General features: G+C 70.0%; 23 protein-coding genes. 8 read left to right on the top strand and 15 right to left on the bottom strand.

The window, feature by feature from the left end:
* Positions 1–41: 41 nt before the first annotated feature.
* The 4 genes from G407_RS0104990 (at position 42) to mfd (ending at position 5954) form a co-directional block, all read left to right on the top strand.
* Complete coding sequence (locus G407_RS0104990) at positions 42–1589, top strand: alkaline phosphatase family protein (protein WP_029029928.1); 1548 nt, start codon at positions 42–44, stop codon at positions 1587–1589.
* Between the two features lie 87 nt (positions 1590–1676).
* Positions 1677–1913 (top strand): Lrp/AsnC ligand binding domain-containing protein, encoded by a 237-nt coding sequence (locus tag G407_RS0104995; protein ID WP_029029929.1) that lies wholly within the window; start codon positions 1677–1679, stop codon positions 1911–1913.
* Positions 1914–2002: 89 nt separating this feature from the next.
* A complete protein-coding gene (locus G407_RS0105000; RefSeq protein ID WP_029029930.1) occupies positions 2003–2299 on the top strand; it encodes an FAD assembly factor SdhE in 297 nt (98 codons plus the stop codon).
* Between the two features lie 100 nt (positions 2300–2399).
* On the top strand, positions 2400–5954 hold the full coding sequence (gene mfd / locus G407_RS0105005) for a transcription-repair coupling factor (protein WP_029029931.1): 3555 nt from the start codon (positions 2400–2402) through the stop codon (positions 5952–5954).
* Between the two features lie 64 nt (positions 5955–6018).
* On the opposite strand, the gene G407_RS0105010 is transcribed toward mfd, so the two are convergent.
* Positions 6019–6279, bottom strand: coding sequence for a hypothetical protein (locus G407_RS0105010; protein WP_029029932.1), 261 nt, complete (start codon positions 6277–6279; stop codon positions 6019–6021).
* A 43-nt stretch (positions 6280–6322) separates the two neighbouring features.
* Here G407_RS0105010 and G407_RS0105015 point away from each other — a divergent pair, with 43 nt between their 5' ends.
* Positions 6323–6523 carry a ribbon-helix-helix domain-containing protein gene (locus G407_RS0105015; RefSeq protein ID WP_029029933.1) on the top strand — a complete coding sequence of 67 codons (201 nt, stop codon included), beginning with the start codon at positions 6323–6325 and terminating at the stop codon, positions 6521–6523.
* Positions 6524–7014: 491 nt separating this feature from the next.
* Here G407_RS0105015 and G407_RS31540 read toward each other — a convergent pair whose 3' ends face one another.
* The 7 genes from G407_RS31540 to G407_RS0105045 form a co-directional block, all read right to left on the bottom strand.
* A complete protein-coding gene (locus tag G407_RS31540) occupies positions 7015–8760 on the bottom strand; it encodes a hypothetical protein (protein WP_156917470.1) in 1746 nt (581 codons plus the stop codon).
* A 39-nt stretch (positions 8761–8799) separates the two neighbouring features.
* Positions 8800–9357, bottom strand: coding sequence for an AAA family ATPase (locus G407_RS32825; RefSeq protein WP_156917471.1), 558 nt, complete (start codon positions 9355–9357; stop codon positions 8800–8802).
* On the bottom strand, positions 9354–9554 hold the full coding sequence (locus G407_RS31550; protein WP_156917472.1) for a hypothetical protein: 201 nt from the start codon (positions 9552–9554) through the stop codon (positions 9354–9356). The genes G407_RS32825 and G407_RS31550 overlap by 4 nt, the downstream gene beginning before the upstream one ends.
* Positions 9555–9701: 147 nt before the next feature.
* On the bottom strand, positions 9702–11288 hold the full coding sequence (gene guaA / locus G407_RS0105030) for a glutamine-hydrolyzing GMP synthase (protein WP_029029935.1): 1587 nt from the start codon (positions 11286–11288) through the stop codon (positions 9702–9704).
* A 102-nt stretch (positions 11289–11390) separates the two neighbouring features.
* The gene (locus G407_RS0105035) at positions 11391–12698 is read right to left on the bottom strand and encodes an RsmB/NOP family class I SAM-dependent RNA methyltransferase (RefSeq protein ID WP_029029936.1); all 1308 of its coding nucleotides are present in this window, start codon (positions 12696–12698) and stop codon (positions 11391–11393) included.
* Positions 12699–12752: 54 nt separating this feature from the next.
* Entirely contained in the window at positions 12753–13178 is a 426-nt protein-coding gene (locus G407_RS0105040) for a hypothetical protein (RefSeq protein ID WP_029029937.1), read from the bottom strand.
* Positions 13179–13182: 4 nt separating this feature from the next.
* A complete protein-coding gene (locus tag G407_RS0105045) occupies positions 13183–15153 on the bottom strand; it encodes an ATP-binding protein (RefSeq protein WP_029029938.1) in 1971 nt (656 codons plus the stop codon).
* A 141-nt stretch (positions 15154–15294) separates the two neighbouring features.
* Between G407_RS0105045 and G407_RS0105050 the strand changes: the two genes are divergently transcribed.
* Positions 15295–15579: a BrnT family toxin gene (locus tag G407_RS0105050; protein WP_029029939.1), complete on the top strand. Its 285-nt coding sequence runs from the start codon at positions 15295–15297 to the stop codon at positions 15577–15579.
* A gap of 1 nt (position 15580) precedes the next feature.
* Entirely contained in the window at positions 15581–15958 is a 378-nt protein-coding gene (locus tag G407_RS25815) for a helix-turn-helix domain-containing protein (RefSeq protein WP_342418128.1), read from the top strand.
* Positions 15959–15967: 9 nt separating this feature from the next.
* On the opposite strand, the gene G407_RS0105060 is transcribed toward G407_RS25815, so the two are convergent.
* The 7 genes from G407_RS0105060 to G407_RS0105090 all read right to left on the bottom strand — a co-directional run bounded on the left by G407_RS0105060 (position 15968) and on the right by G407_RS0105090 (position 22211).
* Positions 15968–16828 carry a CE1 family esterase gene (locus G407_RS0105060; protein ID WP_029029940.1) on the bottom strand — a complete coding sequence of 287 codons (861 nt, stop codon included), beginning with the start codon at positions 16826–16828 and terminating at the stop codon, positions 15968–15970.
* Between the two features lie 123 nt (positions 16829–16951).
* On the bottom strand, positions 16952–17713 hold the full coding sequence (surE, locus tag G407_RS0105065; protein ID WP_029029941.1) for a 5'/3'-nucleotidase SurE: 762 nt from the start codon (positions 17711–17713) through the stop codon (positions 16952–16954).
* Between the two features lie 5 nt (positions 17714–17718).
* A complete protein-coding gene (gene serS, locus G407_RS0105070; RefSeq protein WP_029029942.1) occupies positions 17719–19236 on the bottom strand; it encodes a serine--tRNA ligase in 1518 nt (505 codons plus the stop codon).
* A 51-nt stretch (positions 19237–19287) separates the two neighbouring features.
* Positions 19288–20094: a twin-arginine translocase subunit TatC gene (gene tatC / locus G407_RS0105075; RefSeq protein ID WP_029029943.1), complete on the bottom strand. Its 807-nt coding sequence runs from the start codon at positions 20092–20094 to the stop codon at positions 19288–19290.
* Positions 20091–20687, bottom strand: a complete 597-nt coding sequence (gene tatB, locus G407_RS32790) for a Sec-independent protein translocase protein TatB (RefSeq protein ID WP_052340969.1) — start codon at positions 20685–20687, stop codon at positions 20091–20093. The genes tatC and tatB overlap by 4 nt, the downstream gene beginning before the upstream one ends.
* Positions 20688–20783: 96 nt before the next feature.
* Entirely contained in the window at positions 20784–21029 is a 246-nt protein-coding gene (locus tag G407_RS0105085) for a twin-arginine translocase TatA/TatE family subunit (protein ID WP_029029944.1), read from the bottom strand.
* 54 nt (positions 21030–21083) lie between these two features.
* The gene (locus G407_RS0105090; RefSeq protein ID WP_084327317.1) at positions 21084–22211 is read right to left on the bottom strand and encodes an ABC transporter ATP-binding protein; all 1128 of its coding nucleotides are present in this window, start codon (positions 22209–22211) and stop codon (positions 21084–21086) included.
* Between the two features lie 251 nt (positions 22212–22462).
* Between G407_RS0105090 and rocF the strand changes: the two genes are divergently transcribed.
* Entirely contained in the window at positions 22463–23437 is a 975-nt protein-coding gene (gene rocF, locus G407_RS0105095; protein ID WP_052340970.1) for an arginase, read from the top strand.
* Positions 23438–23441 lie beyond the last annotated feature (4 nt).

Below are 23441 nucleotides of genomic sequence, written 5' to 3' on the forward strand. Positions count from 1 at the left end.
GGCGTCATCCTCACGTCACCGGAGCGTAGCAGGAACCCGCCATGAGCCTTCCCCCCTCCTCCCTTGCCGCGCCGGACCTCGACGTCCTCTTGATCACGGCCGACCAGCTGCGCGGCGACTGCCTCGGCTATGCCGGCCATCCGCACGTGCGCACGCCGCACCTCGACGCTCTGGCGGCCGAGGCGACGGCGTTCCTCGCGCATTACGGGCAGGCCGCGCCCTGCGGGCCCGCGCGCGCGGCGCTCTACACGGGCCTCTACCAGATGCGCAACCGCGTGGTCGCCAACGGCGCGCCGCTCGACGCGCGCCACGACACGGTCGCGAAGCTCGCGCTGCGCCGCGGCTACCGCCCCACCCTGTTCGGCTACACCGACCAGTCGGAGGACCCCGCGGGGCTCGCCCCCGCCGACCCCCGGCTGCACAGCTACGAGGGCGTGCTGCCCGGCTTCGTCCCGCGCCTCGCCATGCCGGAGGACGCCGGCGCCTGGCGCGCGGCGCTGCTGGCGAAGGGCTACGCCCCGGCGGCGGACATCCGCACGGTGCACCTGCCGCGCGACGGGCGCACCGATCCGCCGACCGGGGCGCCCACCGTCTACCCGGCCGAGGACGCGGAGACCGCCTTCGTCGCCGACGCCTACCTGCGCTGGCTCGACGAGATCCCGCCGGCGGCGCCCTATTTCGCCCACGTCAGCTTCCTGCGCCCGCATCCGCCGCTGATCGCGCCCGAGCCCTATGCCTCGCTGCACGATCCCGAGGAGGGCGGGCCCTTCGTCGGGCGCGGGAGCCTGGAGGCGGAGGCGGCGCTGCATCCGTTCCTCGCCTGGCACCTGCCGCGGATCGGCAAGGGCAGCCTCGTCGCCGGCGCGCACGGGCCGATCGCGGACTGGGGCGAGCGCGAGCGCCGCGTGCTGCGCGCGACCTATTGGGGCCTCGTCGCCGAGGTCGACGCCGCGATCGGCCGGATCGTGGCCGAGCTGAAGCGCCGCGGGCGCTTCGAGCGCACGCTGATCGTCTTCACCGCCGACCACGGCGAGATGCTGGGCGACCACCACGCCTTCGGCAAGTTCGGCTTCTTCGACGCCGCCTTTCATGTGCCGCTGATCGTGCGCGATCCGCGCCGCCCTGCCGGGCACGGGCGCCGCGTCGCGGCCTTCACCGAGGCGGTCGACGTGATGCCGACGATCGCCGACGCGCTCGGCGAGGCGCTGCCGGGCGCCGACGGGCGGGCGCTCGGGCCCTTCCTCGCCGGCGAGACGCCGCAGAGCTGGCGCGACGCGGTGCACTGGGAATACGACTTCCGCACGCTGGAGGAGCCGCAGGCCCCGCTCGGCCTCGACCGCGACGCCTGCTCGCTGGCCGTCCGCCGCGAGCGGGACTGGAAGTACGTCCACTTCACCGGCCTGCCGCCGCTCCTGTTCGACCTCGCGGGGGACCCGCACGAGACGATCGACCGCGCGGGGGACCCCGCCTGCGCCGCGACCCGCCTGCGCATGGCCGAGGCGCTGCTCTCCTGGCGCGCGCGCCACCTGGAGCGGCGCTACACGGGCATGCTGCTCTCCGAGCGAGGGCCCATCGGCGCGCCGCGCTGAGGCATCGCGGGTCGGGATGCCCTTGCGCGGGCGCACGGGGCGCCGTACCAAGGGCGTGTCGTTCGTCAGCCCCGGGAGCCACGCGCCGTGCAGACCTTCTTCGTCGAGATCAAGTGCAAGCTCGGCAAGACCTACGACGTCGCCCGCGAGCTGGCCGACCGCGAGATCGCCTCGGAGATCTACTCCACCGCCGGCGACTACGACATCCTCGCCAAGTTCCACATCGACCGCGACCTCGACATCGGCCACTTCGTGGCGGAGAAGGTGCAGACGATCCCCGAGATCGACGACACCAAGACGGTGATCACGTTCAAGGCGTTCTGAGGGGGGCCAGCCCGCTGGCACCCCCGCGCTTCCAATCCCCGCCCCACCGGCTATATACGCCCCGGACCAACCCATCCCGGAGCGCCCCCATGACCGGCACCACCCGCACGAGCGCCGACCTCGATCCGCGGCGGCGCAAGATCCTGTTCCGCTCCTGGCATCGCGGCATCCGCGAGATGGACCTGATCATGGGCCGCTTCGCGGACGCCGAGATCGGCAGCTTCACCGAGGCGGAGCTCGACACGTTCGAGGCGCTGATCGAGGTGCCCGACCGCGATCTCTTCCGCTGGATCACCGGCGAGGACGAGACGCCGGCGAACTACGACACGCCGCTGTTCCGCCGGCTGAAGGGCTTCCACACCCACGGCGCGCCGATCCACGCCTGAGCGCCCCGCGCCTCCCCGCGAGCGCCCGCCCGAACGAAGGCGGGCGCTCGGCCGTTTTCGCAATCACGCGATCCCTCGCCGACACGACACCCGAGCCCCGATGCAAAGAGCGCCCGCCCCCCGCGCGTCCCTGTCCCTCCTGCCCAAGCGCGCGGTCGACCTCGTCGCCGCGGGGGAGAGCCTCGCGCTGGCCGGCGCGCCGGACGGGTTCGACGCCATGGCGCTGGGCGCGCTGGCGCTCGGCCTGAAGGAGAAGGCGGAGCGCTCGGCGATCCTCGTCCACGTGGCGCGGGACGGGCAGCGGGCGCAGGCGCTGGAGCGGGCGCTCGCCTTCGTCGCGCCCCGCCTCGAGGTGCTCTCCTTCCCCGCCTGGGACTGCCAGCCCTACGACCGCGTCTCGCCGGCGGGCGCCGTCTCCGCCCAGCGCATGACGACGCTGGCGCGGCTCGCGCGCACCAAGTCCTCGCCCGAGCGCCCGCGCATCCTCTCGACCACGGTGAACGCGCTGCTCCAGCGCACCGTGCCCAAGGCGCGCATCCTGGCGGACACGTTCTCGGCCCAGCCCGGCAACGTCATCGCCATGGACTCGATCGTGCAATGGCTCGAGGTCAACGGCTTCCTGCGCACCGGCACGGTGCAGGAGACCGGCGAGTACGCCGTGCGCGGCGGCATCATCGATCTGTGGGCCCCGGGCCTCGCCGCGCCGGTGCGGCTCGACTTCTTCGGCGACAGCCTCGAATCGATCCGCGCCTTCGACCCGGAGACGCAGCGCACCACGACGACGATGCGCGGCCTCGACTTCGTGCCGATGTCCGAGGTGCAGCTGACCACCGCCTCGATCAAGCGCTTCCGCCAGGGCTACGCGGCGGCGTTCGGTGCGCCCGGGCGCGACGACCTGCTCTACGAGGCGATCTCGGAGGGGCGGCGCTACGCCGGGCTCGAGCACTGGATGCCGCTGTTCTACGACGGGCTCGACACGCTGTTCGCCTATGTCGAGGGCGCGCCGATCGTGCTCGACCACCAGGCCGAGGACGCGGCCGCCGAGCGGCTCTCGACCATCCGCGACTACCACGACGCGCGCCGGGCCCAAGCGCACGAGCGCCAGCCCGGCGTCGCGCCCTACAACCCGCTCGCCCCGGACGCGCTCTACCTCTCTGCGCAGGAATGGGCGGCGCGGCTCGAGGGCGGGTCGACCGTGCGCGTGACGCCCTTCGCCCTGCCGCCCACCGAGAGCCGCCTCGTCGTCGACTGCGGCGCGCGGCGCGGGCGCGCCTTCACCGCCGAGCGCGAGGCCGAGGGCACCAACGTGTTCGAGGCCGCCGCCGCGCACGTGACGGCGCTGCAGCAGGCCGGCAAGATCGTCGTCCTCGCCGCCTGGTCCGAGGGCTCGCGGGAGCGCCTGGGCCACGTCATGGCCGACCACGGCATCACCCGCACGAAGCCGGTGCGGCGCCTCACCGAGACCATGGACCTCGCGCCGGGCGAGGTGGCGCTCGCCGTGCTCGGCATCGAGGCCGGGTTCGAGACCGACGGGCTCGCCGTCATCGGCGAGCAGGACATCCTGGGCGATCGCCTGGTGCGCCCGCGCCGGCGCTCCAAGCGCCCGCAGGACGTGCTCTCGGAGGTCTCCTCGCTGACCATGGGCGACGTCGTCGTCCACGCCGACCACGGCATCGGCCGCTTCGTCGGCCTGAAGACCATCGAGGCCGCGGGCGCGCCGCACGATTGCCTGGAGCTGCACTATGCCGGCGGCGACCGGCTGTTCCTGCCGGTGGAGAACATCGACCTCCTGACCCGCTACGGGTCGGAGGACACCGAGGTCCAGCTCGACAAGCTCGGCGGCGGCGCCTGGCAGGCCCGCAAGGCCAGGATGAAGAAGCGCATCCGCGAGATCGCGGGGCAGCTCATCCAGATCGCGGCCGCGCGCATCCTCAAGGAGGCCCCGAAGCTCGCGCCGGCGGAAGGGCTCTACGACGAGTTCGCCGCGCGCTTCCCCTTCGAGGAGACCGAGGACCAGCTCGGCGCCATCGACACCGTGCTGACCGACATGGCCTCGGGCCGGCCGATGGACCGCCTCGTCTGCGGCGACGTCGGCTTCGGCAAGACCGAGGTGGCGCTGCGCGCCGCCTTCGCCGCGGCGATGGCGGGCAAGCAGGTGGCGGTGGTGGCCCCGACAACGCTGCTCGCGCGCCAGCACTTCAAGACCTTCTCCGAGCGCTTCAGGGGCCTGCCCGTGCAGGTCGGCCACGCCTCGCGCTTCGTCGGCTCGGCCGAGATGAAGCGCGTCAAGGAGGGGCTGCGCGACGGCACGATGGACATCGTGGTCGGCACCCACGCGCTGCTCGGCAAGACCGTGAGCTTCAGGGATCTCGGCCTCGTCGTGGTGGACGAGGAGCAGCATTTCGGCGTCACCCACAAGGAGCGGCTGAAGGAGCTGCGCGCCGAGGTGCACATGCTGACGCTCTCGGCCACGCCGATCCCGCGCACGCTGCAGCTGGCGCTCACCGGCGTGCGCGAGCTCTCGATCATCGCGACGCCCCCGGTGGACCGCCTGGCCGTGCGCACCTTCGTCACGCCCTTCGATCCGCTGCTGGTGCGCGAGGCGCTCTTGCGCGAGCGCTACCGCGGCGGGCAGGCCTTCTACGTGGTGCCGCGCATCGAGGACATCGCGGAGGTGAAGGAGTTCCTCGACCGGGAGATGCCCGAGGCCAAGGTCGCGGTGGCCCACGGCCAGATGGCGCCGACCCAGCTCGAGGACGTGATGACCGCCTTCTACGAGGGCAAGTTCGACATCCTGCTCTCGACCACGATCGTCGAATCGGGGCTGGACATCCCCACCGCCAACACCCTGATCGTCCACCGCGCCGACATGTTCGGGCTGGCCCAGCTCTACCAGCTGCGCGGGCGCGTCGGGCGCTCGAAGACCCGCGCCTACGCCCTCTTCACCGTGCCGGCGAACCGCACGCTCACCGTCCAGGCCGAGCGCCGGCTCAAGGTCCTGCAATCGCTCGACACGCTCGGCGCCGGCTTCCAGCTCGCCTCCCACGACCTCGACATCCGCGGCGCCGGCAACCTGCTCGGCGACGAGCAGTCCGGCCATATCAAGGAGGTCGGCTACGAGCTCTACCAGCAGATGCTGGAGGACGCCGTCGCCCAGCTCAAGGAAGGCGCCGACGAGCCGGTCGAGGACCAGTGGTCGCCCAACATCGCGCTCGGCGCGCCGGTGATGATCCCCGAGAGCTACATCGCCGACCTGCAGGTGCGCCTCAACCTCTACCGCCGCCTCGCCTCGCTCGACGTGCAGGAGGACATCGAGGCCTTCGGCGCGGAGATGATCGACCGCTTCGGCGAGCGCCCGCCCGAGGTGGACCAGCTGCTCGAGGTGATGGCGATCAAGCTGCTGTGCCGGCGCGCCAACATCGAGAAGATCGACGCCGGCCCGAAGGGCATCATCGTCGCCTTCCGCGACAACTCCTTCGCGAACCCGCAAGGCCTCGTCGCCTATGTGGCCGAGCAGGGCCCGGCGGCGAAGGTGCGCCCGGACATGAAGATCGTCTTCTCCCGCGACGTCGAGGAGGTCGACCGGCGGCTGAAGGTGACGAAGTCGATCCTGCGCAACCTGGTGAAGATCGCCGAGGGGAAGACGGCGGCGTGAGGGGCGCGCCCCTCGGGGCTCGGGGCATCCTCCGCGCGAGGCCAGCCACCGGCGGCCGGTCGTCCTACGGCGAGCCGACCATCGCGCTGCGGAGCGCGTCGACGCGATCGCGCCCGGCGACGACGACCTGCTGGGCGACCGCAATCAGCTCTGCGAGCCCGTTCCGCTCAGGGTCGTCCAGGTTCTCCACCGCCATCCGCAGCGCCACCATGAGGTTCAGCCCGCGGTTCAGCTCGTCGATGGCATCGAGCAGGCCGCGCGCGTGATCGCGGCGCGAATCATCGTGCGCGCCGGCGGGCGGCGCGGTATGGGTGGGGTCGGGCACAGCGTGCTCCCGCTTCCGATAGAATTCTTCGTATACGAGAAAGATGGCCGAGAAGTCAATTCCCGTAGAAGGAAAAAAGCGCGGCCGCCCGCCGGGCAGCGCCTACGCGGACCCCATCCCCGTGCGCCTGACCGCCGAGCAGGTCGCCGAGATCGACGCGTGGCGGGCGCGCCAGGACGGCGCGCCGTCGCGATCGGAGGCGATCCGGCAGCTGGTGGCGCAGGCGTTGACCGCGTTGCGGTGAGATGGCGGGCCGAAGTCTGTCCTTCCCTGTAGGGGAAGGTGGCTCGGCGAAGCCGAGACGGATGGGGCGCGGCGCGAAGCGACGCATTCCGCGCAGCGGAAGCTCATCGGCGGCCGCCCGTCTCGCCCGTCGATTTCGGCTTCGCCGAACGCGCGTGCCGCGCGCCCCATCCGTCTCGCCGCTACGCGGCGATCCACCTTCCCCTACAGGGAAGGAAAGATGCGCCGTCGGTCCTCCACGCCCCACGCGACCGGCGTCACCCCGCGGGTTTGGGGGTTCGCTTCCCCGACGAGGTCACCGCCGCCGTCGATGCCGTCGCGCGGGCGCAGGAGGACGAGCCGAACCGGTCGGAGATGATCCGGCGGATCGTGACGGCCTGGTTGCGGGAGAATGGGTTTTTGGAGGGGCGGTGAGTGAGGGCCCGTGGAGAAGGCCGCACGCCGAGCAAGGGGCTGCGACAGCTTCAACTGCACTTGACGCAGGGCATCGCGCTACTCAGGTCGCCACTGCAAGGCTCCGCATCGGCACTCAACCTTGCCGCCCTTAGCTTCGTAGTCGCCCAATGGCATTCTGCAACTTTCGCACGTGAAGGCGCTGATTACGGCCTCACAACCTTCGATGAGTTCTTCCGCCTCTGTAGTGCTGCCGCTGAATGTGTGAGTTCCACGGTTGCCCCATAAGGCAAGCTGCGGCTTCGTCTTCTTGATCGCCGAGAGTGCCTCCGCATTCTGAACGTAGACCTCGCCAGACTTCTTCTTGAACGATCTCGTCGCAGCCCGCTCCAGCGCCACAAGAAACTGGCCGGCGGTGCGATGATCGTTCTCATCGCCCCTGAGGTGAGGCAGAAGAAGCCCGATCCGCTCCGCGATCTCGCTCAGCGCAACGTCCATGATACGCCGGATGTTGCCGAGCGCCTCCTCGGGCTCTGTCTTAGCACGAGCCTTGGCTGACGCGATATCCATTCCATGGTCAGCAAAGGCTATCCCAACAGCTGGCGTTGCGTATGGACGAAGGCGATGAAAGCTCCAATCTTTAGGGGTGAGTAATCGCTGCAACTCAAAATACCACTCCCTGTCGTGTGTGAACAGGATGATCTGGCGCGCTGAGAAGTATGTCTGTAGCAAAATGCCTACACGCGAACGATGTTCGCGATCGAAGCTGATCACGACATCATCCAGTACGATAGGCCTGTCCTCATCGCCCGCCTTGCTGGCCATAGCGAGGAAGATGCACAGCCCAAGTGCGTTTCGCTGTCCTTCGGATAGCGTCAGTCGAGGACTGTCCTGCTCTCTCCCGTGAAAACGTAGAGCGACCTCGACAGCTTTCTCGTTATCACCCGGCACTACCAGCCGAACATCTGTAATTTTATCATTGGGCTGCAAAAATTTCCAGTACCGCTGTATATCCGCAGATATGCTCCGAAATATTTCACGTGCGCGAGTTGCGATTTCTTCCCGGACCCCTGTCTCCAATCTCTTGATGAGACTAATCAATGCGTCTGCTCGGTCGATTGCTGCTCGCTGTACGGTCGCATTGAGTGAATCGAGCAAAACTCGCGCCTGATTCTGTTCCTCTATGAGTGTGTGGACATTTGGAGGAAGAGTTGCGGCGTCTTCTGCCGCTTTGGCTACCAACGGGGCAACCTTCGCATTAAGTTCAAATAGATCACCGGCGCGGCACGCCCTTCGTAGCTCAGATACAGACAGCTCCAGCAGATAGTCTACACCCTCTTTGCTTGCTGTAGGCAAAGCTTCTCGCCACGGGGTTAAATCCTCATTCGCGGCGATGCTTCGAAGCCGAGAAAGCTCCTCGCACATCTCCTCGATGGCGCTCTTCTGATCATCGTACAGCTTCCGTGCCTCGGAAAGCCGCTCGCGCTCACCCAACACGTGGATTCGGAAGTCTTCGATCTCAATCTGCTGACCACACGCTGGGCAAGGGAGCGGGCCTTCGACTCCGCTATCAATAGCGATGAAGCTGCCAGCCGCGTTGAGAACTGCGAGGCGCTCCTCAATGAATGGTTCAGCAATGTCGGCGATTCTTGCTGTCGCCTCAGTGACTTTTCGGAGCCGAACCGGGAGATCGCTTGAGCCTATCTCCCCGATAGCTGCTGCCCGTCGTTGATCGGCATTAAGAGACGATATCTTACCATCTACGGCCAATAAAACATTGGCGGCCGTCTTCTTTTCCGACTCGATGGGCTGGTCCGGTGCGTAAGCCAGTCGAAGCTGCTCCAACCGCTCAAGGAGCTGCTCGTCGTTCTTGTTGGCGAAAACTTACCTCCGCCGATCATCCGCGGATGCTAGCTTAGCGCGAAGGCCTGATAAATCGCCTTTCCGCTCGATAGCTTTCGCCAGCCTGTGGAGATTATCCGCACTGGCTTCTAGCTCAGACAACCCTAAGAGGGGAAGTATAGCGCTGTATTTTTCACCTTTGGTCGATTTAATGAAATTTGCGAGCTCTTCTTGTCGAAGAACTGTCCGCCTATAATCCCATTGTTCAACGGCAGTTGCTCCTGTGTCGCGCAGCGTCGGGGCACTTGAGTGCCAAATAGCGGCATTTGATGAGCCGTCGACTAGAGTTATCTCAACCCGGCTTCGTTTATCAGCGGGCCGGAAAGCATTGATGATGCCCCTCTCTTGATGTCGACCCGAATACTCATGACTTAGATGCCCAATTCGCCCAGCGTTAAGAAGAACCTCGATGGCATCTACAAACGAGCTCTTTCCCGCGCCGTTAACACCATAGACAACGCCGGACCTGCCACTAAGCTGAAGGTCCGCACTTTCCGCCGCTCCACGAAACCACTGCAAGCTGACAGACTGAAATCTCATAATTTACCTCGATTTAACAAAATAAGCCTTTCAGAAATAGTATCTAACTCAGATTGCTTGCACGGAAACTTGAGTTTATCAGCAAGAAATCTTTGAATTTCGTCAATCAATTCAGGTGGAAAACTGTGGATATTGCCGTTCTTCGCGTTCATTGCAGCGGTGAGCCTCGCCTGTATCCAAGCGTCTCGATCGGTCAAGGAAACCTCCCCGCCCACGAAATCTTCCACCCAACCACCCTAGGGCAGCATATATAGGGAGGACAATCATCTCAATAGGAGATCGTCATTTTTCTTGGGGGGCGGGCAACGCATCTCGCCGAAGCCATTGGCCGCAGAAGACCCCCCTCACTCCCACTCGATCGTCCCCGGCGGCTTGCTCGTCACATCATACACAACCCGGTTGATTCCCTTCACCTCGTTGATGATCCGCGTCGCCACCCGCCCGATGAAGGCCATGTCGAACGGGTAGAAGTCCGCCGTCATGCCGTCCACCGAGGTCACGGCGCGAAGGGCGCAGACGTATTCGTAGGTGCGGTAGTCGCCCATCACGCCCACCGTGCGCACGGGGAGCAGCACGGCGAAGGCCTGCCAGATGTCGTCGTAGAGGCCGGCGCGGCGGATCTCCTCGAGGTAGATCGTGTCGGCCCGGCGCAGGATGTCGAGCTTCTCGGGCGTGATCTCGCCGGGGCAGCGGATGGCGAGGCCGGGGCCCGGGAAGGGGTGGCGGCCGACGAAGCCCTCGGGCAGGCCGAGCTCGCGGCCGAGCAGGCGCACCTCGTCCTTGAACAGCTCACGCAGGGGCTCGACGAGCTTCATGTTCATGCGCTCGGGCAGCCCGCCCACGTTGTGGTGGCTCTTGATCGTGACGGAGGGGCCGCCGGTGAAGCTGACGCTCTCGATCACGTCCGGGTAGAGCGTGCCCTGGGCCAGGAACGCGGCGCCGCCGACCTTCTTGGCCTCGGCCTCGAACACGTCGATGAACAGGCGGCCGATGGTCTTGCGCTTGGTCTCGGGATCGCTCACGCCCTCCAGCGCGCCGAGGAAGGTGGCTTGAGCTTCCACGTGCACGAGCGGGATGTTGTAGGCGTAGCGGAACAGGCTCACCACCTCCGCCGCCTCGCCGGCGCGCATCAGGCCGTGGTCGACGAAGACGCAGGTGAGCTGGTCGCCGATCGCCTCGTGGATCAGCACCGCCGCCACCGCCGAATCGACGCCGCCGGAGAGGCCGCAGATCACCCGCTCGGAGCCGACCTGCGCACGGATGCGGGCGATCGCCTCGTCCTTGAAGGCGGCCATGGTCCAGTCGCCGGTGCAGCCGGCGATGCTGCGCACGAAGTTGCGCAGGAGCCGCCCGCCATGCGGGGTGTGCACCACTTCCGGGTGGAACTGCACCGCGTAGAAGCGCCGCGCCTCGTCGGCGACGACGGCGAAGGGCGCGTTGTCGGAGACGCCGATGATGGAGAAGCCGTCCGGCAGCTTCGTCACCCGGTCGCCGTGGCTCATCCACACCGGGTAGCGCTGGCCGACCTCCCAGACGCCCTCGAACAGCGGGCTGGGCTCCAGCACCTCGACCTCGGCGCGGCCGAACTCGCGGTGGTGGCCGCCCTCCACCGCGCCGCCGAGCTGCGCCGCCATCGTGTGCTCGCCGTAGCAGATGCCGAGCACCGGCACGCCGGCCTCGAAGATCTCCTGCGGCGCGCGCGGCGAGACGTCCTCGGTGACGGAGGCCGGCCCCCCCGAGAGGATGACCGCCTTCGGCTTCATGGTGCGGAAGGCCTCGGCCGCGGACTGGAACGGCACGATCTCGGAATAGACCCCCTGCTCGCGCACCCGCCGGGCGATGAGCTGCGTCACCTGCGAGCCGAAGTCGACGATGAGGATCTTGTCGTGGCTCGATGAGCCGGCGGTCTCGGTGATCGGGGCATCGGTCATGGAAGGAGTCCGTTTCTCGCGCGGGCAAGGCCGTCACTTAAGCCGGGACGCCGCCGCGCGCAATCGCTCCCGCCGAGGCCAGTCCCCGCGCTCACCCCGCGCTCACCCCGCGCGTGCGAGGGCCGCGACGTAGAACCCGTCCACGCCCGTGCGCAGCGGCGACATCTGCAGCCCGTGCCGGGTCTCGCGCACCCGCGGCGCGAGCTCCGCGAGGCCCGCGGCCGCGAGCATCTCGCCCGCGGGAACCGGCGCGAAGCCGTCGTGCCGCTCGAGGAAGGCGTCGAGCGCGCCGTCGTTCTCCGCCGGCAGGACGGAGCAGGTGACGTAGACGATGCGCCCGCCGGGGGCGACGAGACGCGCCGCGCGGTCGAGCACCGCGTCCTGCTCGCCCCGGCGCTGGGCGAGCGAGCCCGGCCGCAGGCGCCACTTGGCGTCGGGGTTGCGCCGCCAGGTTCCGGTCCCGGTGCAGGGCGCGTCGACGAGGACGAGATCGGCGCGCCCGTCGAGATCCTCGACGGCGTCGGCCTTGCCGCGGGGGCTGCGGATCTGGACGTTGCGCACGCCCGCCCGCGCCAGCCGATCGTGGATCGGCGCGAGGCGCCGCGTGTCGGCATCGGTGGCGTAGATCTGGCCGGAATTGTCCATCAGCGCCGCGAGCGCCAGCGTCTTGCCGCCGGCGCCGGCGCACAGGTCGACGACCTGCGCCTTCGCCGCCGGCCGCGCGAGGAGCGCGGCGAGCTGGGAGCCCTCGTCCTGGATCTCGATCCAGCCCTTGATGAATTCGGGCTCGCTCTGCAGCGCCGGCCCGCGCCCGTCCTCACCGAGCGCGATGCGCAGGCCGTGCGGCGCGTGCGGCGTCTCGATGGGGGCGAGGAAGGCGAGCGCGTTCTGCGCCTCCTCGCGGGAGACGAGGAGCGTGTTGACGCGGATGTCGAGGGGCGCGCGCTCGGCGAGCGCCCGCGCCTCGGCGACGACGTCGTCGCCGAAGATCGCGGCGAGCTCGTCGTGAATCCAGGCGGGGTAGTCGCCCTGGACGTGCGGCGGCGCGGCCGAGAGATCGGGCCCGGCGAGGCGGGCGCGCTCGTCCTCGGCGAGCGGCGCCGGCGCGAAGCGCGAGCCGTCGCACAGGGCGGCGATCTGGTCGGCGCTCATCCCGCGCTGGAGGGCGAGCATGCCGAGCACGAGGGCGCGCCCGCTCGGCCTCTCCTCGTCCGCGCCCATCACCCAGGCGGCGGAGGCGCGCCGGCGCAGCGCGTCGTAGACGATCGTGGCGATGCCCGCGCGGTCCTTCGATCCGGCGAAGCGGTGCGAGAGGCCCCAGTCCTTGAGGGCGTCGGCGGCGGGGCGGCGGCGGGCGACGAGGTCGTCGAGGACCTCGATGGCGCCGGAGAGGCGGGCTTGCGGTGTCATCGCCCGCATGTGGCAGGTTCGCCCCCGCGCCGCAAGCGCGACGACGACGCGGGATCAGCAGGTCGTCCAGCCGATCCGGTTCGGCCCCATGGCGGTCTCGCGCGTGGTCTCGCCGGTGCGCACGATCGTGAGCTCCGAGGAGAGCCGCGCGCCGGTTTCGGGATCGTGCTCGAAATAGACGAGCGCGCCCATGGAGCGGAAGATCCGCGCCTCCACCCAGGGCCGCTCGCCGCCGACCCGCGGGCCGCTCTGCCGCATCAGGATGCGGGCGTCCTCGAAGCGCACGGTCTCGCGCAGGCTCGCCGGATCGCGGGCGAGGCACCACTCGCCCTCCAGGAAGGCGATCTCCTCGCGCTCGACCGCGCAGTGGCGCATGGCCGAGTCGCACTCGTCGGCGTACTGGCGCAGCTGGAATGCGAGGTAGGTCCCGAAGGCACCGAGCCCGAGGACGATCGCGGCGGCGATGGCGAGCTTGCGCATGGGATCAGCCTTCCTCGGCTTCGATGACGAGGATGCGAGCGCCCTCGGCCACCTGGTCGCCCGGCCCGGCGGCGATCTCGCCGACGCTGCCGGCGATCGGGGCGGTGAGCGGATGCTCCATCTTCATCGCCTCCACGATCGCGAGGCGCTGGCCCTTCTCGACGCGCTCGCCGGCGGAGACGAAGAGCGCGACGACCTTGCCGTGCATCGGCGCCTTGACGAGCCCGCCGGCGTCGAGATGCTCGAGATCGACGCTCGCGGGATCGAACAGCGCGACGCGGGTCTGGCGCCCCTCGCGCAGGACGAGGACGTCGCCCTCGGCCTCCACCAGCGTCGCCTCGGGCTCGCCCAGGGCGAGGGTGGCGCCGGGGATCTCGACGGCCGGCCCGTCGGCGTCGAAGGTGACGTGCGCGTCGAGCCGCTCGCCGTCCACCAGGAGCGGCAGCGTGGTGCGCCGCTCGCCCAGGAGCTGGAAGCCGTCCTCGGCGAGCCACGGGGTCGCGCCCTCGCGCAGCGCGGCCCGTGCCGCCTCGCGCGCGGCTGCGAGATCCGAGGCCACGAGGGACAGCGCGCCCGCCGCGACCGAGGCCGGGTCGCGCTCCTGCGGCACGGCACCGAGCGCCTCCAGGTTGGCGTCGATGAAGCCCGTATCGAACGTCCCCTCCCGGAAGGCGGAAGCATCCACCAGCCGGGCGAGGAAGGCGGCGTTGGTGCGCGGGCCGGCGACCACCGTCTCGCCGAGCGCGCGCGAGAGCGTGTCGAGCGCCTCGCCGCGGGTCTCGCCGCGGGCGATGATCTTGGCGATCATCGGGTCGTAGAACGGCGTCACCTGGTCCCCCGCCTCGACGCCGGCGTCGACACGCACGTCGTCGCCCTCGGGCAGCGAGAGTGCGAACAGCCGGCCGGTGGAGGGCAGGAAGCCGCGCTCGGGGTCCTCGGCGTAGAGCCGCGCCTCGACGGCATGGCCGACGAGCGGCACGTCGACCTGCGCCAGCGGCAGCGCCTCGCCGGAGGCGATGCGGAACTGCAGCTCGACGAGGTCGAGCCCGGTGATCGCCTCCGTCACCGGATGCTCCACCTGCAGGCGGGTGTTCATCTCCATGAACCAGAAGCGGTCCGCCCGCAGCCCCTCGCGGCCGTCGGCGATGAACTCGACCGTGCCGGCGCCGACGTAGCCCACGGCGCGGGCCGCCTCGACGGCGGCGCGGCCCATGGCCTCGCGCACCTCCGGCGTCATGCCCGGTGCCGGCGCCTCCTCGATCACCTTCTGGTGGCGGCGCTGGAGCGAGCAGTCGCGCTCGTTCAGGTGGATCACGTTGCCGTGAGCGTCGGCGAAGACCTGGATCTCGACGTGGCGCGGCGCGAGCACGTACTTCTCGACGAGGACGCGCGGGTCGCCGAAGGCTCCTTGCGCCTCGCGCTGCGCGGAGGCGAGCGCGGCGTCGAACTCGGCGGCCTTGTCGACGCGGCGCATGCCCTTGCCGCCGCCGCCGGCGACCGCCTTGATCAGCACGGGATAGCCGATCTCGTAGGCCTTCTGACGCAGGAAGTCCGGCTCCTGGCGCGAGCCGTGATAGCCCGGCACCACGGGCACGCCCGCCTTCTGCACCAGCGCCTTGGCCGCGTCCTTGAGCCCCATCGCCTCGATCGCCTCCGCCGGCGGCCCGACGAAGACGATGCCGGCATCCGCGCAGGCGCGGGCGAAGGCGGCGCGCTCCGACAGGAAGCCGTAGCCGGGATGGATGCAGGCGGCCCCCGCGCTCTTCGCAACCTCGAGGATGGTCTCGATCTTGAGGTAGCTCTCGGAGGCCGGTGCCGGGCCGATGCGGTGCGCCTCGTCGGCGAGGCGCACGAACAGCGCGTCGCGATCGGCGTCGGAATGGACGGCGATGGTGCGCATGCCCAGCCGTCGCGCCGTCCTGATGACGCGAACGGCGATCTCCCCGCGATTGGCGACGAGCACGGATGACAGCACGGGCGACCTCCTGTCGTGGATGCCCGTCCTTTGGACTGGAGCCGACGCGGAAGGTCAAGGGGCGTTCGACGCGCGTGCGCTGCGCTGCGGCGTCGTGGGCGGGGTGTGGACAGCGCTACGGATCGCCCGTAGTGTCGAGCCGTGAGCGCGCCGACGGCCTTCGAGTGGGACGATGCCAAGGCCTCGGCGAACGAGGCGAAGCACGGCGTGTCGTTCGAGATCGCGATAGAGGTCTTCCGCGACGGTCGGCAACGCGTCGCCGCAGACAAGCGTTTCGACTACGGCGAGGAGCGCTTCACTGCTATCGGCGCCGTCGGCGGGCTTTGCCTCGCCGTCGTGTTCACGATGCGCGGGGATGTGGCGCGGATCATCTCCGCACGGCGCGCGAACCGGCGCGAGCGCCGGCTCTACGAGGGAGGGACGTGACATGGCGATCGTGCGGCGCAGCCTCGACGGCACCGCGCCTCGGGACTTCACCCCCGAGCAGCGCGCCCGCCTGGAGGCCATGACCGAGGCGGAGATCGAGGCGAGCGCGCTCTCGGACCCCGACAATCCTCCGATGACGGACGACATGATCGCGCGCGCCGAGGCGGGGTATGCCGTCCGCCGCACCCGCGAGCGCCTCGGCCTCACCCAGGAGGCCTTCGCCGCCCGGTACGGGATCTCGCTGGGGCGCGTGCGCGACGTCGAGCAGGGCCGCCACAACCCCGACCCGGTGCTGGTCTCCTACCTCAAGCTGATCGCCCGCGACCCCGAATGGGTGGCGGAGACGATCGCGGGGCGCACGGTCGACCACGCCGCGTGAGGCATCGCCTCACGGGTTGTCGCCCGCCTCGAACCAGTCGAGGGCGAGGTCCGTCCACCCCTCCGGCACGCGATGGCCGCCGGGGAAGAGGACGAGGTCGAGGGCGCCCGCGTCGCATCCCGTCCAGCTCTTGCGCCAGAACCGGTCGCCCAGCTCATGCGTGTCGGGGTTCGGCGCGCAGCCGAGGGTCTCCCGCCAGATCGCCAGGCCCGCGAAGACGTCGCCCTGGTGCAGGGGGTCGGGCCCTTCCCCGATCGGGCGGCCTTCGAGCGGCACCACCGTGTCCGCGAACCCGTGCGCATGCAGAAGCCGGACGGGGCCGGCGCAGACCTCCGGCAGGGGTTCCCAGAACCCGCCGGCCACGGGCGCGTAGGCCGCGGCAGCGTCGGGTGCCACGCAGGCGAGGTCCCAGACCATGGAGCCGCCGAGCGAGAACCCGGCAGCGAGGCCGCGCTCCCGGTCGAGGCCGAAGCGGTCGACGGCGTCGTCGATGACCGCCAGCAGGAAGGCGACGTCGTCGCGCGGCGTCGATCCTGGCCGACCCATGCGGCTCTCCGGCCGCAGCGACCACGAGGACGGCCCGTCCGGGCGGTTGGGAACGCCCTGCGGCACGACGAGCGCGTAGCCGCGATCGCGATACGCGTCGACGACGGCCGCATTCGCCGCCATGCCGCCGGCCGACCCGCCGTAGCCGTGCAGGTAGAGCACCCAGGGCGCGCCGACGGCGCCCGCGGCGGAGGCGGGCGGCACGATGTAGTAGACGCCGTCCGAGATCGCGCAGGGCCGCTCGGGACCGCCGCAGGGCTCCTGCGCCGCGGCGGTGCCGATGCTCCCGGCGATCAGGACGACGCAGACGCGAAGGCGGCGCATGGGGTGCTCCCGGCCGGGACGACCGACGCCGCCGACCCTAGCAGGCGCCGTGGCGCCACGAAATGCCGCATCCGGGGTTGGCACCGAGACACGACGGAGCACCCCGGTCGGATGCCGGTGCACTCAGTCGAACAGCTCGGCCAGCGCCGTCATCGTCGGCTCGTCGGTGAGGTCGAGCTTGAGCGGGGTCACCGAGATGCGCCGGTTGGCGAGCGCCCAGAGGTCGGAGCCGTGGCCCGGCGTGAAGGGGGCGCGCGCGAAGGCGATCCAGAAATACGGGTTGCCGCGCCCGTCGCGGCGCTCGTCGATGCTGAGCAGCTCCTGGTTGCGCAGGCCCTGGTGCGTGACGGCGACGCCCTCCACCTTCTCGGGCGCGCAGTCGGGGAAGTTGATGTTGACGAGCGTGTGGCGCGGCAGCTCGAGGCCGAGCACCTTCTTCACCACCTCCGCCCCGTGCGCCTCCGCGCAGCCCCACTGGATCGCCCCACGGCCGCCGGCGCCGTAGGCCTGGGACAGCGCGATCGACCGCACGCCGAGCATCGTGCCCTCGATCGCGGCCGCGATCGTGCCCGAGTACGAGACGTCCTCCGCGACGTTCTGGCCGCGGTTCACCCCCGAGAGCACGAGATCCGGCCGGCGGTCGGCCATGATGTGGCGGATCGCCATGATCACGCAGTCGGTGGGCGTGCCCTTCACGGCGAAATGCCCTTCCGCCGTCTCCCGCAGGCGCAGCGGATCGTTCAGCGACAGCGAGTGCGAGACGCCGGACTGGTCGGTCTCCGGCGCCACCACGGTGACGTCGTCGGAGAGCTGGCGGGCGATCTTCTCCAGGCTCTTGAGGCCCGGCGCGTGGATGCCGTCGTCGTTGGTGCAGAGGATGCGCATGGGTCTCAAGGCCTCTCGGGTCGGGCGGTCTCGATTCGCGTGAGCCCGCCCATATAGGGCACGAGCGCCGACGGGACCGTGACCGAGCCGTCCTCGTTCTGGTACGTCTCCATCACGGCGATGAGCGCGCGGCCGACCGCGATGCCGGAGCCGTTCAGCGTGTGGACGAAATGCGCCTTGCCGTCGCGGCGGAAGCGCGCCTGCATGCGCCGCGCCTGGAAGTCCCCGCAATTCGAGCAGGACGAGATCTCGCGAAAGGTGTCCTGCCCCGGCAGCCAGACCTCGATGTCGTAGGTCTTGCGCGCCGCGAAGCCCATGTCCCCCGAGCACAGCGTCACGACTCGGTAGGGCAGCTCCAGCGCCTTCAGCACCGCCTCGGCGCAGCCGAGCATGCGCTCGTGCTCGTCGTTCGACTGCTCGGGCGTGGTGATCGAGACGAGCTCGCACTTCCAGAACTGGTGCTGGCGCAGCATGCCGCGCGTGTCCCGCCCGGCGGCCCCGGCCTCGGCGCGGAAGGAGGGGGTGAGCGCGGTGAAGCGCAGGGGCAGCTCGCCTTCGGGGAGAATCTGCTCGCGGGCGAGGTTGGTGAGGGGGACCTCGGCCGTGGGGATGAGGCCAAGGCGAGGAACACCGCCACCTTTGTGTGCGCGAAGGCGCCGAACTACTTCCCTCAGATGTATCTGCCTGTATGCCTCTCGCAAGCTTTCATCGATAGCGCCACCACCACTCAGGTATTGATTCCAAGCCATGTTCAAAACAGGATCGTCATATCGATTAATCTCTTCCTCGACGCTCATTGGCGAGGAGAACGCCTCGCGATCGTAGGCCTCAAGACTGACTGACAGATCGCTGTCCCTGTGGACAAAAAATTGGTCGTCCTCGAACTTCGGCAGCTGCGCCGTGCCGAAGAACGCCTCGTCCCGCACGAGGAGCGGCGGCGACACCTCGGTGTAGCCGTGCTCCCTCGTGTGGAGATCGATCATGAACTGCCCGAGCGCTCGCTCGAGCCGGGCGAGCTGGCCCTTGAGCACCACGAAGCGCGAGCCCGACAGCTTCGCCGCCGTCTCGAAGTCCATCAGCCCCATGGCCTCGCCGAGCTCGTAGTGCTCGCGCGCGGCGTTCGAGCGGCGCGGCGTGCCCCAGGTGGAGCGCTCGACGTTGGCGCTCTCGTCGGGCCCCTCGGGCACGTCGTCGGCGGGGAGGTTGGGGAGGCCGGCGAGCTCCCGCTCGAGCGCGTCGACGGCCTCCTTCTCGGCGGCCTCGAGCGCACCGAGGCGCTCCTTCAGCCCGGCCACCTCGGCCATCAGCGCCTCGGCACGCGCCTCGTCACGCGCCTTCTTCGCCCCGCCGATCTCCTTGGAGAGGCTGTTGCGGCGCTCCTGCGCGGCCTGTGCCTCGGCGATGACGCTCCTGCGGCGGTCGTCGAGGGCGAGCAGCGCCGCGGACTGCGGCGCGAGCCCGCGCCTGCGCAGGCCCTCGTCGAAGGCGGACGGATTCTCGCGAATGGCGCGGATGTCGTGCATGTCTCTCGAGCCGGTGCCGGGTCTGGTGCGCGGCGCCGGATCGAGGACGCCTCACTCGTTCGCCGCGTCGCGCGCGGCCTCGGCATCCGCACGCTTCTTCTCGGCCATCTGCACCGCGAAGATGGACAGCTCGTAGAGAAGCAGGGTCGGGATCGCAAGGGCGAACTGGCTGATGATGTCGGGCGGCGTGAACAGGGCGGCGACGATGAACACGAGGACGATCGCGTACTTGCGCTTGTCCTTGAGGTAGGCCGAATCGATGATCCCCGCGCGCGCGAGCAGCGTCAGCACCACCGGGAGCTGGAAGCAGATGCCGAAGGCGAAGATCAGCGTCATGATCAGCGAGAGGTACTCGCTCACCTTGGGCAGGAACTCGATCGTCGGCGCGCCCTCCACGGCGAGCTGCTGCATGCCGACCGAGAAGGTCATCAGCAGCGGCATGGCGATGAAGTAGACCACCATCGCCCCGAGCGCGAACAGGACCGGCGTCGCCACGAGGTAGGGCACGAAGGCCTGGCGCTCGTTCTTGTAGAGGCCCGGTGCGACGAACTTGTAGATCTGCGTGGCGATGATCGGGAAGGCGAGGAAGGCCGCGCCGAAGAACGCGACCTGCAGCTGCGTGAACAGGTATTCGAGCCCGTGCGTGTAGACGAGCCGCGCCATCTCCGGCGAGCCCACCGCGTTCACGTAGGGCTGGACGAGGATGTTGTAGATGTACTTCGCGAAGCCGAACGACGCCACGAACAGCACCACGAAGGCGATCATCGAGCGGATCAGCCGCTGGCGCAGCTCGATCAGGTGCTCGATGAGCGGGGCGCGCGACGCCTCGATGTCGTCGGGATCGACGGAGATCGTCACGGCTTGACCTCTTCCTTCTCCGCCGGCGCGGCGCTCGCGACGGGGATCGGCTGCGGCGCGGGAGCCTGCACCGGCGGGGGAGGCTGCGCCGCCTTCGCGCCGGGATCATCGATCGCCGTCGCCGCGGGCCTCGCATCGGCGTGGGCAGCCCCGTCGTCCGACGCCTCGACGAAGGAGACCTTGCCCTCGGCCGACTGCACGACGGACGCCTTGCCGTCCGCCGGCGCGCCGTCCGCGGCTCTCGCGTCCCGGTCCTTCGCGTCCCGGTCCTTCGCGAGGCTCGGCCCCGCCGCCGGCTTCTTGTCGGTGGGCTTGCCCTCGACCGCCCGCTTGAGCTCGTCGCGCGCCGCCTTGGCGGGGTTGAGCCCCGCCTGGGCGGCACGGCCCATACCCTCGACTTCCTTGCGGACCTGGTCGAGCTCCGCCTCGCGGATCGCCTGGTTGAACTGCCCCTGGAACTCGGACGCCATGCGGCGCACCTTGCCGACCACCTGGCCGACGGCGCGCAGGGTGCGGGGCAGGTCCTTGGGGCCGATCACGATCAGCGCCACCGCGCCGACCAGCAGCATCTCGCCCCAGCTCAGATCGAACATGGCACCCTCGAGCCTCGCAGTCGCGGCACGCACGGGTCCGCGTCGTACGGCAGGACCCCGAACCCGGCGGGCGGGCGGGAACGTCCGGCGCGGCCTTCAGCCGGCCTTGTTGGCGTTCGCGTTCTGCGCGCTCGGCGCCGTCTGGCCCGGCTGGTGCTCGATCGAGCGCGGCGGCTCGTTGGCGTCGGCCCGGGCGCTCTCGCTCTCGTCCTCGGACATGCCCTTCTTGAAGGCCTTGATGCCCTGGGCGACGTCGCCCATCATCGCCGAGATCTTGCCGCGCCCGAACAGGAGCACGACGAGCAGGCCGACGACGATGATTTGCCACAAGCTCGGAGTCATGAGCGTTTCCTCCAGCGCCGGCCCGCGGCGCCACCTATTCCAACCGCGCCCAACCTAGTGGCGGGCCGTGGCGAAAACAAGAACTTCGGCCGGGTCGACGTCGATTCCCACATCCTCCCCCTCGCCCGGTTCCCAGCTCTCGCGGCAGCGCGCCTGCAGGGGTGCGTCGAGGCCCTGGACGGCCACATGGACGAGGTCGACCTCGCCGAGGAAGCGGCGCGCGACGATCCGTCCCGGCAGGCAGAAGCCGGGCGCGCGCAGCCGGATCGCCTGCGGGCGCACGCACACGATCGCCCCCTCGCCTTCCGCGAGGCCGGGCGCGGGGAAGGCGCCGAGCGGCGTCTCGACGCGCCCGCGCCGAACGGTGCCCTCGACCTCGTTGAAGTCGCAGAAGAAGCGCGCCGCGAACAGGTCCGCCGGCCGGCGATAGATCGACTCCGCCGTCCCCTCCTGCACGATGCGGCCGGAGCGCATCAGCACGATGCGGTCGGCGATGCGCATCGCCTCCTCCGGATCGTGCGTGACGACGATGGTCGTGGCGCCGGTCTCGCGCAGGATCGCCACGGTCTCCTCGCGAATCCGGTCGCGCAGGCGCCGGTCGAGGTTGGAGAACGGCTCGTCCATCAGCAGCACGCCCGGGCGCGGCGCGATGGCGCGCGCGAGCGCGACGCGCTGCTGCTCGCCGCCCGAGAGCACGTGCGGATGCTCGCCCGAGAGCCGCTCGAGCCCCACCCGCGAGAGCGCCCGCGAGGCCGCGGCGAGCGCGTCGGCCCTGGCGAGGCTCTTCAAGCCGAACAGCACGTTGTCGAGGATCGTCATGTGCGGGAACAGCGCGTAGTCCTGGAACATCAGGCCCACGCCCCGTGCCTCCGGCGGCACGAACGCCGCCTGCCCGCTCACCTCCCGCCCGTCGAGCAGCACGCGGCCCTCGGTCGGGCGCTCGATGCCCGCCGCGACGCGAAGCAGCGTCGTCTTGCCGCAACCGGAATGGCCGAGCAGGCAGACGAGCTCGCCCGGCTCCACGGTGAGGCTCACCCCGTCGAGCGCGCGGGTGACGCCGTAATCGACGTGCACGTCCTCGAACGCGACCTGCGCGGGGATCGCCGCTCCCGCGGTCCCACGCTGCCCGAACCGCCCGAAGGTCAGGCGATCGGCGATGACGGCGGTGCGGGAGGGTTTCATGCGACGCGGACGGCTGGAGGGAACCTGCGAGGTATGTGCGCCATCGACGGGCGTTTGTCGACGGGTGCGGACGAGGACCGCCGGGCCGATACGCCCGCCGGGCGGCCGGCACCCGCCGGGCAGCGGTCCGGGGCGAGAGCTCCGCCGGCGACCGTCGCCGTCCGCTCGCGCGCGGGAGCCGGTGGCGTTCGCGGCGAGACGCGGATATCTCTCGGGGGCGCGGCGTCGGCCCGCGCCAGCGGAGGCAAGACATGATCCAGGCGCTCGGCGCGAGCGGGGTCGCCCGCACGGAGATCACCCTCGTCGGCGTGCCGATGGAGGCCGGCGCGGGCGTGCGCGGGTGCTCCATGGGGCCCGCCGCCTACCGGGCCGCGGGGCTCGTCGAGGCACTGCACGATCTCGGCCACGGCGTGCGCGACGACGGCGACATCCCGATCCCACGTCCCGTCGGCGGGGAGACGGCGCTCAACCCGCTCGTCGAGTCCTGCCGCAACGCGCGCGAGGTCGCGGGCTGGACGCGCGCGATCCACGACCGCGGCTATGCGCTGATGAAGCGGGGCGGCGTGCCCGTGTTCCTCGGGGGCGACCATGCGCTGTCGATGGGATCGGTGGCGGCGGCGGCGCGCATCGCGCAGGAGGCCGGGCGCGACCTCGTCGTGCTCTGGCTCGACGCCCACGCGGACTTCAACACGCCCGAGACGTCGCCCTCCGGCAACATGCACGGCATGTCGCTCGCCTACCTCACCGGCGAGCCGTCGCTCGCGCCGGTGATGGCGGACATCACCCCCGTCGACCCGACGCGGGTGCACATCTTCGGCCTGCGCTCGATCGACGCCAAGGAGCGGCAGATCGTGGACGCCAAGGGCGTGACCGTCTCGGACATGCGCGTCATCGACGAGTTCGGCGCCGCCGCGCTGATGCGGGACTTCCTCGCGAGCCTCGACCCGGCACGCACGCACCTGCACGTCTCCCTCGACGTCGACTTCCTCGAGCCCGATCTCGCGCCCGGCGTCGGCACCACCGTGCCGGGGGGCGCGACCTATCGCGAGGCGCATCTCGTGATGGAGCTGATCAACGAGAGCGGGCTCGTGCGCTCGGTCGACCTCGTCGAGCTCAACCCATACCTGGACGAGCGCGGCAAGAGCGCCCGGCTGATGACGGAGCTCCTGGCGAGCCTGTTCGGCCGCACCATCCTCGACAGGAAGCCCGCCCGCCCCCTCGCCTGACGGA

The sequence above is a fragment of the Salinarimonas rosea DSM 21201 genome (genome assembly GCF_000429045.1).
GTDB lineage: Bacteria > Pseudomonadota > Alphaproteobacteria > Rhizobiales > Beijerinckiaceae > Salinarimonas > Salinarimonas rosea.